Source organism: Streptococcus chosunensis, from assembly GCF_003626515.1.
In the GTDB taxonomy this organism is placed as follows: domain Bacteria; phylum Bacillota; class Bacilli; order Lactobacillales; family Streptococcaceae; genus Streptococcus; species Streptococcus chosunensis.
This window is the reverse complement of the sequence record NZ_RBCK01000002.1, coordinates 155,377-170,595: the sequence shown is the minus strand read 5'-3', so window position 1 is coordinate 170,595 and position 15,219 is coordinate 155,377. Positions and strand designations below refer to the sequence as shown.

Here is a 15,219-nt window from a genome sequence, read left to right as displayed (position 1 = left end):
CGTATCTATTTTCCTAGAAATTGATTAGTGCTATTATACCATATTTCAGATAGGACAGAAAAGCAAGCGCCACATAGGAGTCAAATCCCTCCACATAGACAAAGTCCCTTGCCATAGGCTATAAAATAGTGTTTAATAAAGGTGTACAGGAAGTGATCACAATCTTGTATAACTGAAAAGGAGAGAAATTTATGAAAGTAGAACTACAGATTAGCGAGACTTACGAAGAGGAAAAGCTGATTGTGCAAGCACCTCAGCCGACAGATAAAGTCCAGAAAGTCATCGAGTTCGCAGAAAATCTGGATCTAACAGAAAAAATCAAAGGGAAAATCGATAATCAGGTCTATCTCGTTGAGATTGGTAAGATACAACGCTTCTATATCGAGAATCGGAAAGTTCTAGCAGAAACAGCAAGTCAGACCTACAGCATTGATTTGCGACTCTATCAGGTCCTTGAAATTCTGCCAACCAATTTTATCCAAATTTCCCAATCAGAAATCATCAATATCAACTCCATCTCTCATCTCAAGCTCACGCCCAACGGTCTGGTAGAAATTTTCTTGAAAAACGAAAGTTTCACCTACTCTTCACGCCGTTACCTAAAAACCATCAAGGAGAAATTAGAACTATGAAAAAACAAATCTTCCACGATGCAGCTGCCGGTGTTCTTATCGGCCTCATCCTCTCTATCATCTTTTCACTCATTTATGCACCAAATACCTACGCACCACTAAGTTCCGACTCTCTCATCGGCCAAGTGATGACCCAACATCAGATTCACGGTGCCCTGGTCTTGCTCTACTGCACACTGATCTGGGCAGCCATCGGTATTCTCTTTAACTTTGGCAACCGCTTATTCAGCCGTGACTGGAGCTTACTCCGTGCGACTCTGACTCATTTTTTCCTCATGCTAGTAGGCTTTATCCCACTAGCAACCCTAGCTGGTTGGTTCCCCTTCCACTGGAATTTCTACCTCCAGCTCATTATCGAGTTTGCAATTGTCTACCTCATCATTTGGACTATTTCCTATAAAAGAGCATCAAAAAAAGTAGACCATATCAATCAACTCTTGGAGCATAGAAAGTAATAGCAATAATCCCACTCACAAATGCATGAGTGGGATTATTTTTATAGTTTCTGTTTTAACTCAACCAAGACATTCATAGCCTGCATAGGTGTCATATTGTAAATGTCCAATTTAGCTAATTCTGCTAGGACAGGATGTTCTTCAGTCGTATCAAAGAGTGAAATCTGTTCAGTGACGGCACTTGTTTGTCTCATGGGAGCAGGACTTTCTGTTCCTTGACTCTCTAGCTGAGTCAAAATCTTATCCGCCCTTGCTAAAAGATCTGCTGGCAAACCAGCAATCTTGGCAACATGGATACCGTAGGATTTATCAGCTGGACCTGGCTCAATCTTATGAAGGAAGGTAACCTGCCCATCCTTCTCCAAAGTTGCCACATGGACATTGACCAAGTGTTGTAAACTAGACTCCAAACTAGTCAACTCATGGTAGTGGGTCGCAAAGAGGGTCTTGGCTCCGATGTGCTCATGGATGTATTCGATGATGGACTGAGCAAGAGCCATTCCGTCATAAGTTGCAGTTCCACGACCTAACTCATCAAAGAGAATGAGAGAGTTCTTGGTCGCATGCGAAATGGCATTGTTGGCCTCCATCATCTCCACCATAAAGGTTGACTGACCCGAAACCAAGTCATCTGCTGCTCCGATACGGGTAAAGATAGCATCAAAAATCGGTAAATAGGCGCTTTCTGCTGGTACATAAGACCCCAGCTGGGCCATAACCGCCGTCATGGCTAATTGACGCATGTAGGTAGACTTCCCACTCATGTTGGGCCCTGTAATCAGCTGAATACTAGTATCTTCTGCCATCTGAATCGTATTTGGAATATAGGTTTGAGCCCCCATGACCTTTTCAACGACAGCATGGCGACCTTTCTGAATATCAATTTGTGAATCCTCTCCAAACTCAGGTCGAATCAAATGCTGGGTTTCAGCCACAACTGCTAGACTCTGTAAGACATCAACTGTCGCAATTCCTTGGGCTAGAGCCTGCAAACGCTGGATGTACTTGCTGACCTCTTCACGAATACGCATAAAAATTTCGTATTCGAGATTGGCTGACTTTTCACGCGCCTCCAGCATATCTCCCTCGATACGGGCTAATTCTTCGGTTCCAAAACGTTCCGAGTTTTTCAGCGTCGCCTTGCGGAAAAAGTGGGCTGGCACATTCCCCAGTTGCGAATTGGTCACATGGAAATAGTAGCCATCCTTCTTATTGTACTCAATCTTAAGCGTACTAATACCAGAGTTTTCTCTCTCCTTGGCCTCAATTTCAGCAATCCAGCTAGTCCCTTCTCTGAGAACGCGACGGTACTTGTCTAAAGTCTCATCAAATCCAGTCCGGATAATTCCCCCATCTGTAATCACGTGAGAAGCTTCAGGGGCAATCGCTGCACTAATCAAGCTCTCCAACTCTGGAATGGCATCTAGTTGTGCGATCAGATAGGCTAGAGCAGGTTGCTCCATCCCCTCTAAAATCGCACGAATCCTTGGCACACTAGACAGGGTGGCCGCCAACTGCAAGAGATCCTTGGGATTGGTTTTGCCAAAAGAAACCCGACTAGCCAAGCGCTCGATATCATAAACACCCTTGAGACTGTCTGTCAAATCACTGCGCTCAAAGAAATGGTCGAGAAAGACCTGCACCACTTCTTGGCGTTGGATGATTCGCTCCTTGTCAATCAAGGGACGATGAATCCAAGATCGTAACAGACGCATCCCCATAGCCGTTTTGGTTTCATCCAAAAGCCAGAAAAGACTGCCTTGCTTCTTGCCTGAACGAGCATTCTCAACCAAATCCAGACTAGCCTTGGTCGCATAATCCATCTGCAAGAAATCCTTGATTTCATAGCGGATAACAGGTTTGAGGTGGTTCAATTCCCTCATCTGGGTCCGATGAACATACTGGAGCAGCTTACTAGATGCCGCTTGCTCCACTGTTGCTAATCGTGAATCCAATAAATGAAGATCCTCAAATCCTTCTTTCTCATAGGAAAGCACCAGATTCATCTGGCGACTAAGGATTTGTTCTTCTTCCTCAGACAAATCATAACCCAGCACCACTTCTCGCGCCTTGAGATTGCGGATTTCCCCACAAACCAACGTGAAATCTAATAGACCTGTCACATAAAAGTCACCCGTCACCAGGTCCATATAAGCGAGGCCAAATTGATTCCCATCACGGTCTATGGCAACCAAGAAATTATTCTGGCTATCCGGCTTACTGCTATCGACCACTGTCCCTGGCGTAATAACCTGAACAACTTCTCGTTTCACAACCCCAACTGCTTGTTTAGGATCTTCCATCTGCTCTGCGATAGCCACCTTATAACCCTGCTCAATCAAGACATCAATGTACTGTTGGGCAGAATGATAGGGAACCCCTGCCATAGGAATCGGATTGTCGGCATTCTTGTTGCGACTCGTTAAGGAAATTTCCAGAATCTGCGCAGCATTGACCGCATCCTCATAAAATAATTCATAAAAATCACCCATCCGAAAGAGCAAAAAAGCATCTGGATATTGCTTTTTAATATCCACATACTGTTGCATGCCGGGTGATAGCTTTTCTGTCACCATTTTCCGTCTCTCCTTGTCAAAAATAAGTCTTGAGAGTAACTCCCAAGACCTTACTTATCTTTCATCAAATCTAGCAAACGATCTTCCATGAGTTTGGCAACGTGTTGGTCTCGACAAATGACCAATAAGGTATTGGCACCAGCAACTGTTCCTAAAATCCATTCATCCTTGTTTGCATCTACAATGTTTGCCAAAACAGAGGCTTCTCCCAATTTGGTATGAAGCACCAAGGTAAACTCTGCTCTTGCAACACCTTCTAAATGATGAGACAAAAATTCCACCAAATCAATCTTTTCTGTCTCATTTGCTAGTACATAATACACCATATCATTTTTCTTGACCTTGGTCAAGCCGATTTCGCGCAAATCACGAGACAAGGTTGTCTGCGTCACAAAGACATTGTGCGCCTCCAACCGATCTTGAATTTCTTTTTGTGTGCTTAATTTCTCCTCAGTAATCATTTTTTTTATTAACTGATGACGATCTCTTTTTCTCATAAAATCCTCTTATATGCATATTTATAACTAATTTTATAACTATATTATACCAAAAAAATAGGAGATTTCAAAAATTTTTTCTTCTTTCTTTAAAATTGTGATAAAATAGTAGAAAAGTCCAAAAGGAGCTCTTAATGAATACAAAAGAATTGATTGCTAGCGAATTGGCTAGCGTCATTGATAGCCTGGACAAAGAGGCTATTTTAAATTTACTGGAAACCCCTAAAAACTCAGAAATGGGAGACATCGCTTTCCCTGCTTTTTCTCTTGCCAAAGTCGAACGTAAAGCACCTCAAATGATTGCTGCTGAACTGGCTGAAAAAATTAACAGCCAGGCCTTTGAAAAAGTTGTAGCAACTGGTCCTTACGTTAACTTTTTCCTTGATAAATCTGCTATTTCTGCTCAAGTATTGCAAGCAGTTATCACTGAAAAAGAACACTATGCTGACCAACATATTGGCAAGCAAGAAAATGTTGTGATCGACATGTCTAGTCCCAATATCGCTAAACCATTTTCTATTGGTCATCTACGTTCAACTGTTATCGGAGATAGCTTATCACATATTTTCCAAAAAATCGGATATCAAACAGTCAAGGTCAACCATTTGGGAGACTGGGGTAAACAGTTTGGAATGCTGATTGTTGCCTACAAAAAATGGGGCGACGAAGAAGCTGTAAAAGCTCATCCAATTGATGAACTTCTTAAACTCTATGTCCGCATCAACGCTGAAGCTGAAAATGACCCTAGCTTGGATGAAGAAGCACGCGAATGGTTCCGTAAACTTGAAAATGGAGACGAGGAAGCTCTCGCTCTTTGGCAATGGTTCCGTGATGAAAGTTTGGTGGAATTTAACCGCCTTTACAATGAATTGCAGGTTGAATTTGACAGCTATAACGGAGAAGCCTTCTATAACGATAAGATGGATGCAGTCGTAGACATTCTTTCTGAAAAAGGCCTTCTTGTTGAGTCAGAAGGTGCCCAAGTTGTGAATCTTGAGAAATATGGAATTGAACATCCAGCCCTCATCAAGAAATCTGATGGAGCAACTCTCTATATCACACGTGACTTGGCTGCAGCCCTTTACCGTAAAAATGAATACCAATTTGCCAAATCTATCTATGTCGTTGGCCAAGAACAATCTGCCCACTTTAAACAACTCAAAGCCGTCTTGCAAGAAATGGGCTACGACTGGAGTGACGACATTACTCACGTTCCTTTTGGTTTGGTTACAAAAGAAGGTAAGAAACTCTCTACTCGTAAAGGGAATGTCATCTTGCTAGAGCCTACTGTTGCAGAGGCTGTTAGTCGTGCCAAGGCCCAAATCGAGGCTAAAAATCCTGAACTTGAAAACAAAGACCAAGTAGCGCATGCTGTTGGGGTTGGAGCCATTAAATTCTATGACCTCAAGACCGACCGTACAAATGGATATGACTTCGACCTAGAGGCCATGGTATCCTTCGAGGGGGAAACTGGCCCTTACGTTCAATACGCCTATGCTCGTATTCAATCTATCTTACGCAAAGCAGACTTTAAACCAGAAACTGCTGGCAACTATAGCTTGAATGAGGCAGAAAGCTGGGAAATCATCAAACTCATCCAAGACTTCCCACGTATTATTAACCGTGCGGCGGATAACTTTGAACCTTCTATCATTGCAAAATTTGCAATTAGCCTGGCTCAAGCCTTCAACAAATATTATGCACATACACGTATCTTGGATGAAAGTCCAGAACGCGACAGCCGTCTAGCACTCAGCTACGCAACCGCAGTCGTTCTCAAAGAAGCCCTTCGCTTGCTTGGAGTAGAAGCGCCAGAGAAGATGTGATTCAGTACTAACAATTGGAACTAAAGTTCCTAATTGTTAGACGCTAGTCGCTTTTATGCGAACTAGCTAACCGCTTCACTAGTCATGTTCTCTAAATATAATCGATTTAGAGAACATGACGTCGTAACTATGGTGATTTGGTTAGGCGCTTCACTAAATCGATTTATTCACTACTACTTCTTTATCATACAGGGAGATATCCTATGAGCCAATATGCTTATATCCTCGTTGTGATTAGCTTGGTTTTCCTTTTTCTGCTTAATAAGTACGAGAAGGAGAGACTGCAAAAACTCTACCAAGAACAACTTTTAAAGGATGAAACATTTAGGTCTGACATCAAAGAGAAAATTCACACGACTGAAAACATCAATGATGTCATTGCTTACATCAATAAAACTTATCATCTAGGAATGTTGCTATCAAAAGACATTACAGATCAATTGAAATAATCAAAAACCGAGAAGAAAGCTTCTCGGTTTTTTTAGGGCATAATTTTTATCTTCCAACTATAGCAAATAACATTTATATTAAAAATTTTATAGGTAATTTTCATCTCTGCTATAGAGGGGGATATAATAAATTCTTTCTTCTAATGATTGAAAGATTGGTTTCAGCTTAACTTTCCAACTCATACAAATCTGCGATAATCGCTGCGACACGTTTGATATCTCCCAGCATACCTCGCATTTCAAAATCAGCCAATACAGGGAAGCCAAAACGTTGACTATATTGCTTGGCTGTCAGGCAGTATTGGTTATTAAAGTTACGATTTCCTGAACCAACCACACCAAAACACTTACTAGCATTGTCACCATAGGCGATAAAATCTCCCACTGGTGTCGTCAAAATCTCGACATCTCCGTTATCCACGCCATTCCCACCTTCTAGGTAAGTCGGCAAAAAAGCAACATAGGGATGGTCCATTTCATAGAAATCTTGGCCTTCTTTGACCAAATCCTTGATATGAATCTTTTGAACCTCAATTCCCTCGTACTGGGACAAGAGATAGTCTTTCAAGCGCGTCACAAAACTCTCCGTATTTCCGCTCAGACTGATGTAGACCAAGGAAACTTTTTTCATGTTCTCCTCCTTTTTTAAATCATAAAAAATAACTACCAAGATTGTATCTTGATAGTTATGCTTTGTCAACTCTTAGGCAAGTTCTTCCTCTTCTTGAGTTTCTGTCAATTCTTTTTGCTGACGCCACATTTTATAGAAGACGATTGCTAGGAAGATAACATTGAGTACGATCCCAAAAATAGCAGAACCTTTGGCACCAAGCTCCGCTCCCATACGGATGTTAGGGTCTGTAAAAAGTAAAACCGCATCCTGAACGCCGATAAAGTTGTAGATAGAACCAACGATGGCAACGAAGACATAAGCAAGATAAGTGTAGTTAGCCAATTGGATATTTTTACGAATAAGGAAAACCAAAGACACAACCACCAGAATAACAGATAAGACAACCAAGAGAATGTTGAAGATAGAATGACCATGCTCCGATACCTTAATGGTGTAAGCAACGAGCTCCTTAGCATAAGTAGCATTAACACCTGATGCTGATGTTTCTAGATTGTTCATACCCTCCGCAGTAGGTACTGGAGATATGATTCCAAATAGTGACATTGCTGAGAGTAAGGCTGAAAAAATCAGTAATACCCATAGATAGATTGGTTTCTTTTTCATAATAGAACCTCCTGATATTATTATCGATATTATAGCACTTTTTGTAAAGGGATACAAATATTATAGTGTGGTTTCCACCTGTTTTCGGTAGGCTTTTGGCGATTTTCCGCACAATTTTCGGAACACTTTATAGAAATATCCAACATTACTGTAACCAACAGCATAACAAATATCTTCAATACTGTCACTAGTTGAAAGTAAAAGTTGCTGGGCAGCCTTAATCCGTTGTTTGTTTAGTAACTCTGCGAAGGTCGAATTGGTTTCACGCTTAATCAACTGCCCCAGATAGACAGGATTGATAAAGAGATCCTTACTGATATCCTTGAGAGAAAGTTCTTTCTGATAATCACGACCAATGACTTCCAGAACACTGACCACATTTTCATTCATACGATATTGTCCAAAGAATCGGGTCAGAGTTTCCTTGATATAAGGAACCAATTCATCGAATGATTGAATAGCATGAATGGTTTTGACAATGTCCGTCATATCATCAGCTTTGAGATGTTCAAATAAATGAAAGACATCCATGACAAACTGGATAAAAAGCTGTTTGGTAATCGGAACACGCGGTGTATTCTTAAGAACCACCTTCTCCAAAAGATTCAACTCTTCCACGATTTGATTGAGATTCCCCTGAATGATAACCCTATAAATCGGTTCGTAATAGGCAAAGAGACTCTCAGACTGTTTTAGATTTACAGAACCGTAAAAGAGGGTTTTCTCAGCATTCAACTTCCAGCGTTCAAAGTGTTCTTGATAAGGAGCTTCAAAGGGAGTAACGACTAAACCATCTAGGGGTTTATCAGAAATAAAAATCTGCCAGTCTTGACCCAAGACATAGTAGGGAATGGTAAAAGAGCCTTGTTTTTCCTTGGATAGGCCTATCCACCAATTCTCCTCACCTCCTAAATAACTAACAAATCCAGCCTCATCTAAATCTTGACTAAGGGTCTGACTTTTCTTTCCTCTCTCGCCGAGCTGACCTGCAATCTTCTCCAGCAGATTTCCCAACTCTACCTTATCAACAGGCTTTACCAAATAGTCCACCACACTAAGGTTCATGGCTCTTTTTACGTAATCAAATTCCTGATAACCTGAGAGCAGGATATAGGCAGCATCTGGTAAGATTTCTTTCATCTCCCGAATCATATCAAGCCCTGTTTTGTCGGGCATATTGACATCGGAAATGACCACATCGACAGGATTTTCCTGAACATATTCTAGGGCTTCATCGGCATGACTGGCTGTTGCGACAACCTCCATATCCCACTTATCAAAGGGAATCAAACGTTTCAGACCTTCTGTCACCATGTACTCATCATCTACCAATAATACTTTATACATTTTCTCCCTTTCTACTCATCTTGAATTGTAATACGATACTGAACGCCTGCTTGCTCTGCAGATTCTATAGTAATATCATAGCGGTCTCCAAAATAGAGCACAAAACGCTCATGTACATTGACAATTCCGATAGACTGCCTTTGACCACTATAGCTGGCTTGGTGTTCAAACTGTCTCTGACTTAATTTTTCTCGGAGATTTGCCAGCTTTTCAACTGACATTCCACGGCCATTATCGACCACTAAAATTTCCACAAACCCATCCTGTTTAAGAGCTTTAATGCTAATCACATTATCTGTCCGCCTGTGGTCAACACCATGCGCAAAATAGTTTTCTACCAGCGGTTGCAAGGTAAACTTAGGAATCTTCATATTTTCTAACCCTGGATCTATCTTGAAACCATAGGCAATAGATTTAGGATAGCGAACCATGCAGAGATAGCTATATTTACGACAAAATTCTAATTCCTGCTTGAGAAGAGTTTCTCTTTCGTCCGAAATATTGTTACGCAACAAGCTACTGAACTCATAAATGATGTCTGCTAACTCATCTTGACTCTGCATAACTGCATACATGCGCAAGAACTCTAGCGTATTATACATGAAGTGAGGATTGATTTGCGCCTGCAGAGCTCGCATATTGGCATCCTTTTGGCTAAGCTCTAGCTGGTAAATATCATGGATATTCTTTTCCAATCGATCCAACATATCATTGGTGGTTTCCGCGATTAAGAGCAATTCCTGGTCCTTTTCAAGCGTATCAATGCGAAGACCTTCCTCTCCTTGGGCAATAGCTTGAATGGAATCCACCAAATCCACTACCTGCTTTTGGTAGTTAGCAAAGGTCTGCCTCAAGGTCAGATAGAGAATGACAATAAAGAGAAGGCTCAAGCCCACAATCAAAGCAGAGCTAGTCACTGTTCCTTGTAAAACAAAGTTTTTAGGAACTGCCACCTGAACCTGATAGCCATGAGAGGTTACACCAACAAACCAGTTCTCATGTTCCCTATTGACCCTCTCACCAATATGAAAAATCTCCGTATCAAAAGGCGATGTCACGGTAACAGCCATAGGGATATGACCCCGGGTATTGTCTACAGCATGGTATAAGATTTCTGGATCCAAGGAAATATAAACAACCCCTATAGATTGATCCGTCGCTGGGTCTAAAATAGGAACTCCAAAACTATTGGCCTCCGGTTTAAAAGCCTCAGCAGGCAAGACATGCCCACTTCTTTTATCCCTTGTTGACACATAAACTTCTTTAAAGTCCTGCAAGACGATTGCAACACCCGTTATATAGTCATTTTGGACATACAGGTCATCAATATTTTCATACAGAGAAATAGAAGTTGAAGAAGCCGCTTGATGCTCCAACAACCAATAAAAATACTCAGAAGTTGATAGGCTAAAGTACTTATAAACCCCTTGTATACGGTCTTGATTGGCTACTAAATCTTGCGCTAGCTGGGCTGACTCGCGATAATAATATTCCACCTCTTCGACTGTTCGAGTGGTTACACGCTGGGCTACTCTCTGGGCTTCCTTTTCCCGTGAATCCCAGTCAGCGTAAGAGAGTAAGATTGCAAAACTCGCAATAATAATCATCATAACTGAACTGTAGGTTCTCAGAAGCGTATGTAGCCAAAACTGCTTCATTCTATTTTGTCGCCAATTTTTCATGGATGCTTTCATAGACAGGTTCCAACATATCACTGATAAAGAAATGCCACATCCCAATTCCTACAAAGAAGAGCAGAGCCGGCATATAGCAACCAATTGCCACAAGTAACACTGTCCCAAGGAAAACCTTGGCCATAGCTGCTAGGCTCATAAAGATGCCAATCAAGGATAGTTTGAAGCTATTTCGATAGGACAAGTCAAAATAAACTTGTAATTTCAAAGACACTGTATAGGCCAAAAAGAGCAGGGCGACTACTAGGACATTCAAAAAGGTCGCAATCAAATGAATGATGGTTTGATGAGGCAATTGCACCAAGAGATACAAGCCATAGATTAAAACTAGATCCACCCCTAAAAAGCTATAGAAAACCAGGTTGCTTGAGACAAAATTTTGCTTGTAAAGAGACCAAGCCTCCTTCAAACTGTATTCCCGAAAGCTATAACCATGTTCTGCATATAGGCTCATCAAGGTGGCACTAGCTGGCGCTAGACCAAGAATAATCCCTCCTGCTAAGGTTAATAGCCAAAAGAAGGCTGTCGCAATCATCCCTAAAAAGAAACGATTAAAGACAAAGTCTAAAAATCTACCCATGATATCCCCCTAAAAATAACTATGAAACTATTATATCATATTTCAAGCGTTTTCAAAAACATAGACTATCCATTTACAATCCCACCAAACCGTGGTACAATGAGAATTGTGAGAAAATTATCAGGAGACAATTCATGAAAAAATCTATCTTAACTACACTGCTCTTTGCAGTTCTTTACTTCCTCTGCATGGGGATTGGTGTCCTTTTGGGCAATCTCCTTGACCAAACTGGAAACATGTTTTATGCACCTGCCTTTACTGCCCTTGTAGGCGGTATCGTCTATATGATTCTAGTCGCAAAAGTTCCGCGCTTTGGAGCCATTACCACTATCGGCCTTGTCATCGCCCTCTTTTTCTTGGGGAGCAAACACGGTGCCGGTGCCTTCCTTCCTGGAATTATCTGTGGCCTCCTAGCAGATGGAGTAGCTCATTTAGGAAAATACAAGGACCAAACAAAAAATTTGCTTTCTTTCATTATTTTCGCCTTTAGTTCAACTGGTCCAATCTTACTCATGTGGATTGCGCCCCAAACCTATATGGCTACTCTTCTAGCAAGAGGAAAATCCCAAGAATATATCGACCGTATCATGGTCGCGCTAAATCCTGGAACCGTCCTTCTATTTATCGCAAGTATTGTCATCGGAGCCCTAGTGGGTGCCTTGATTGGACAAGCCTTGAGTAAAAAATTGGCACAAAAAATCTGATTACTAAAAAAGAGCCAGGCGGCTCTTTTTTATTTATGACTCAATTTCTTAGTCAAGAAATCTCCCAAGAATTGGATTGCAAAGATAATCAAAATGATAATGATGGTTGCCAAAATGGTCACATCGTGATTGTAACGGTTAAATCCATAAGCGATGGCTACGTTACCAATACCGCCAGCTCCAACCGCACCAGCCATAGCTGTTTCCCCAACAAGAGAAATCAAGGTCACAGTCGTCACACGGATCAAATCTGGAAGACCTTCGGATAGGTAAACTCCTACGATGTCCCAGAAGGTCGCTCCACTAGCTTGAGCTGCCTCAATGACACCACCATCTAGCTCAGCCAATACCACCTGTACTTGACGGGCAAAGAAGGCAAAGACTGCAAAAGATAGCGGTACGATAGCCGCATTTGGACCAATGCTTGTCCCTACGATTAGATGGGAGAAGGGTGACAAGACTGCCAAGAGAATGATAAATGGTACCGCACGGAAAATAGAGGTAATCTTATCCAAAATCCAGAAAACGACCTTATTCTCCAAAACCCCACCTGGCGCTGTCAAGACAAGGAAGAGACCTGCAACAAGCCCCAAGAATCCTCCGATGATAAAGGAAAGAACTGTCATATAAAGGGTTAGGTAGATGGCTGTTCCCCAGCCTGCTTGACCAGCCCAGCCCATTTTATAGACATTTGGTAAATAGGTTTGAATCAATGATTCCATCTTACTGTCCTCCCTTCAATACTTTTAGCTGCACACCTGCTTGGCGAATGGCTTCTTGGGCACCTGCTAGCGCTGCTTTTTCACCTGACAAGACCACAACTAATTCTCCAACAGGAGTACCATCGAGAATTTCGATATTCCCATAGAGGATATTAGCCGTCACTTGGTAATGCTTGTACAATTCATTCAAAAGTGGCTCGTCTGTTGAAGCACCTGCATACTTGAGCTGCACCAAAAGGCTGTTTTCAGACAGATGTTCCACGATGTCTTGCTTCTCAATCTTGACCATGGCTTCGTCAATACCTGTAGCTGTTGAGATAAAGTCTTGAGTCAAAGGTTGTTTAGGATCTGAGAAGATTTCAAGAACACTACCCTCCTCAATCAAATGCCCGTCCTGCATAACTGCCACACGGTTGGCAATGTCTTTGACAATCTGCATTTCATGCGTAATCAAGACAACGGTCAAGCCTAGTTTTTGGTTCAAATCTTGCAACAAGGCCAAAATCTGCTTGGTTGTCTTCGGATCAAGGGCAGAAGTTGACTCATCTGAAATCAAGATTTTTGGATCATTGGCCAAGGCACGCGCAATGGCCACACGCTGTTTTTGCCCTCCAGATAGTTGTGAAGGGTAGTTTTCAGCACGGTCCGCCAAGCCAACCAAGTCCAACAACTTAGCTACTTTAGCCTTCTTTTCTTCCTTGCTGAGTCCAGAGTGTTTAAGGGCAAAGGCTACATTTTCCTCTGCTGTCTTTTGGCTCATCAGGTTAAAATGCTGGAAAATCATTCCGATATCTTGACGTTTACGACGCAACTTCTCGGCCGTCAAGGTGACCTTGCCATCAAAAATCACATCGTCGTCAATGATAATTTTCCCTGCAGATGGTTTTTGCAAGAGATTAATCACCCGTACAAGGGTTGATTTCCCTGCTCCAGAATATCCAACGATTCCGTAGATATCCCCTTCTTGGATGTGAATGGTCACATCCTTGACCGCTGTGATGGTTCTCTTCTTCTGATGAAAAGTCACATCGATCTGATCTAACTTGATAATGTCTCTACTCATAGCTTCTAATCAGCTCCTCTACTAATTCAATATGGGTGTAGTAATCGGCGATTCGCACATTTTCATCTCCACCGTGGTCTCGGCTGTTGGCATTTCCTAGACCGAAGGCCACCATTGGCACCTCTAGGGCATCAAAGACCGTATGCATAGGCCCTGTCCCCGCTGTCGTTGGCAATACTGAAACGCCCTGTGGATAGAATTTCTTGGCCAACTCGATTACATTGAGAATGGCTGGCGCGCTCATATCGCTTCGATAGCTCATCTCTCCCAAGGTATAGTATAATTCTACCTTATCAAAGCCATTTTTGTCTAGCTGTTTCCGAATTTTTTCCAGAACATCATGCGGTTCTAGGCCAGGAACCAAACGAACTTCTAACTTAGCACTAGCTTCTGCAGGCAAAATCGTTTTAACCCCTTGTCCTTGGTAGCCTGACTGAATCCCTTCGATATTAAGAGCTGGCTCGAAAAAGAAACGTTTTAGAAAGGCTGCGCGGTCCTCTTGTAAAAGAGGCAATTCCAAGCCATAAATCTGGCTGATTTCCCCTGGATTTCGTTGAGCATAGGTATCCACCAAGGCCAATTCTCGCTCATTTGGTTCTTGAACTTCTTCGTACAAACCTTCAACCAAGATACGGCCATCTGCTGCACGAAGAGACTGTAAGGCTTGAAGGAGGTACCACGGAGCTGATTCCACAACCCCACCATAACTAGAATGGATATCCACATCAGCGCTTTTTACCTTGGCATCAAAGGTCACAATCCCTTTATTTCCACCAGAAATTTCTAGCTGTTCCAAGGCATTTTTGGTCCCTTGTTCCCAGACCAACAAATCTGCTCCACGGAGTTTATCCGCATGTTTTTCCAGATACTTATCTAGGTCTGTCGAAGCCGATTCCTCCGCTCCCTCCATGATAAAACTGATATTGACAGGCAGGTCATCATGGTGTTGCATGTATTTTCTCAAAGCACTCAAACGAGCTGTGATATGACCCTTGTCGTCATCAACCCCACGCCCATACATGAAGCCATTGCGGACCGAAAGCGTAAAGGGATCCTCTGTCCACACCTGATCCCCGTCCGCTGGCACAGTGTCATAGTGGTTATAGAAAATCAGGGTCTTGGCATCTGGACGCGAACTCTTGAAATGTGCCATGACAAAAGGCGCCGTATAAGTCTCATCAATCTCCACTTCAGCCCCAACACGCTTAAAAATCTCACCCAGATAGTTGGCAACTTCTTTGAGACCCACCTGTTGGGCAAAGACCGACTTCTTAGAAATCAAGGTACGCAAAACCTCAAAATAATGCTGGGCCACATGATCCTTTTCAAATTTTTCAATCTGTTCTTGTTCACTAGGAAAAACCATATTCTCTCTACCTTTCTATGAACCTATAGTCTTCTTTACAATCCCTGCTCTATACAAAAGCAAGAGGTGGA

General features: G+C 42.2%; 15 protein-coding genes. 5 read left to right on the top strand and 10 right to left on the bottom strand.

Annotation, left to right across the window (positions count from 1 at the left end):
* Nucleotides 1–191: 191 nt before the first annotated feature.
* A complete protein-coding gene (locus D7D54_RS06670) occupies nt 192–632 on the top strand; it encodes a LytTR family DNA-binding domain-containing protein (protein ID WP_120719092.1) in 441 nt (146 codons plus the stop codon).
* Nucleotides 629–1,087: a DUF3021 domain-containing protein gene (locus D7D54_RS06665; protein ID WP_120719091.1), complete on the top strand. Its 459-nt coding sequence runs from the start codon at nt 629–631 to the stop codon at nt 1,085–1,087. The genes D7D54_RS06670 and D7D54_RS06665 overlap by 4 nt, the downstream gene beginning before the upstream one ends.
* 41 nt (nt 1,088–1,128) lie before the next feature.
* On the opposite strand, the gene mutS is transcribed toward D7D54_RS06665, so the two are convergent.
* Complete coding sequence (mutS, locus tag D7D54_RS06660; RefSeq protein ID WP_120719090.1) at nt 1,129–3,663, bottom strand: DNA mismatch repair protein MutS; 2,535 nt, start codon at nt 3,661–3,663, stop codon at nt 1,129–1,131.
* A gap of 50 nt (nt 3,664–3,713) precedes the next feature.
* Nucleotides 3,714–4,160, bottom strand: a complete 447-nt coding sequence (gene argR, locus D7D54_RS06655; RefSeq protein ID WP_001231476.1) for an arginine repressor — start codon at nt 4,158–4,160, stop codon at nt 3,714–3,716.
* Between the two features lie 134 nt (nt 4,161–4,294).
* On the opposite strand from argR, the gene argS reads away from it, so the two are divergent.
* Together argS and D7D54_RS06645 are read left to right on the top strand one after the other, a co-directional pair.
* Nucleotides 4,295–5,986 carry an arginine--tRNA ligase gene (gene argS / locus D7D54_RS06650; protein ID WP_120719089.1) on the top strand — a complete coding sequence of 564 codons (1,692 nt, stop codon included), beginning with the start codon at nt 4,295–4,297 and terminating at the stop codon, nt 5,984–5,986.
* Nucleotides 5,987–6,189: 203 nt separating this feature from the next.
* Nucleotides 6,190–6,435 (top strand): hypothetical protein, encoded by a 246-nt coding sequence (locus tag D7D54_RS06645; protein ID WP_042751768.1) that lies wholly within the window; start codon nt 6,190–6,192, stop codon nt 6,433–6,435.
* Between the two features lie 166 nt (nt 6,436–6,601).
* Here the strand turns inward: D7D54_RS06645 and nrdI are convergent, their stop codons facing one another.
* The 5 genes from nrdI to D7D54_RS06620 form a co-directional block, all read right to left on the bottom strand.
* Nucleotides 6,602–7,066 carry a class Ib ribonucleoside-diphosphate reductase assembly flavoprotein NrdI gene (gene nrdI / locus D7D54_RS06640; protein ID WP_020901834.1) on the bottom strand — a complete coding sequence of 155 codons (465 nt, stop codon included), beginning with the start codon at nt 7,064–7,066 and terminating at the stop codon, nt 6,602–6,604.
* A gap of 72 nt (nt 7,067–7,138) precedes the next feature.
* Nucleotides 7,139–7,672 carry an ABC transporter permease gene (locus tag D7D54_RS06635; protein ID WP_033682431.1) on the bottom strand — a complete coding sequence of 178 codons (534 nt, stop codon included), beginning with the start codon at nt 7,670–7,672 and terminating at the stop codon, nt 7,139–7,141.
* Between the two features lie 60 nt (nt 7,673–7,732).
* Nucleotides 7,733–9,019, bottom strand: a complete 1,287-nt coding sequence (locus D7D54_RS06630; protein WP_020901832.1) for a response regulator transcription factor — start codon at nt 9,017–9,019, stop codon at nt 7,733–7,735.
* A gap of 11 nt (nt 9,020–9,030) precedes the next feature.
* Nucleotides 9,031–10,701: a sensor histidine kinase gene (locus D7D54_RS06625; RefSeq protein WP_020901831.1), complete on the bottom strand. Its 1,671-nt coding sequence runs from the start codon at nt 10,699–10,701 to the stop codon at nt 9,031–9,033.
* Nucleotides 10,679–11,293 carry a YesL family protein gene (locus tag D7D54_RS06620; protein ID WP_020901830.1) on the bottom strand — a complete coding sequence of 205 codons (615 nt, stop codon included), beginning with the start codon at nt 11,291–11,293 and terminating at the stop codon, nt 10,679–10,681. The genes D7D54_RS06625 and D7D54_RS06620 overlap by 23 nt, the downstream gene beginning before the upstream one ends.
* Before the next feature lie 134 nt (nt 11,294–11,427).
* On the opposite strand from D7D54_RS06620, the gene D7D54_RS06615 reads away from it, so the two are divergent.
* Nucleotides 11,428–11,997, top strand: a complete 570-nt coding sequence (locus tag D7D54_RS06615; protein WP_020901829.1) for an MptD family putative ECF transporter S component — start codon at nt 11,428–11,430, stop codon at nt 11,995–11,997.
* Nucleotides 11,998–12,026: 29 nt separating this feature from the next.
* Here D7D54_RS06615 and D7D54_RS06610 read toward each other — a convergent pair whose 3' ends face one another.
* From D7D54_RS06610 to D7D54_RS06600, 3 genes are read right to left on the bottom strand one after another with little or no spacing between them, the layout of a single operon-like run.
* Nucleotides 12,027–12,719 carry a methionine ABC transporter permease gene (locus D7D54_RS06610; RefSeq protein ID WP_000444647.1) on the bottom strand — a complete coding sequence of 231 codons (693 nt, stop codon included), beginning with the start codon at nt 12,717–12,719 and terminating at the stop codon, nt 12,027–12,029.
* Between the two features lies 1 nt (nt 12,720).
* Entirely contained in the window at nt 12,721–13,782 is a 1,062-nt protein-coding gene (locus D7D54_RS06605) for a methionine ABC transporter ATP-binding protein (RefSeq protein ID WP_120719087.1), read from the bottom strand.
* Nucleotides 13,775–15,148 (bottom strand): M20 family metallopeptidase, encoded by a 1,374-nt coding sequence (locus tag D7D54_RS06600; protein ID WP_000231807.1) that lies wholly within the window; start codon nt 15,146–15,148, stop codon nt 13,775–13,777. Before D7D54_RS06600 ends, D7D54_RS06605 begins: the two co-directional genes overlap by 8 nt.
* Nucleotides 15,149–15,219: the final 71 nt, after the last annotated feature.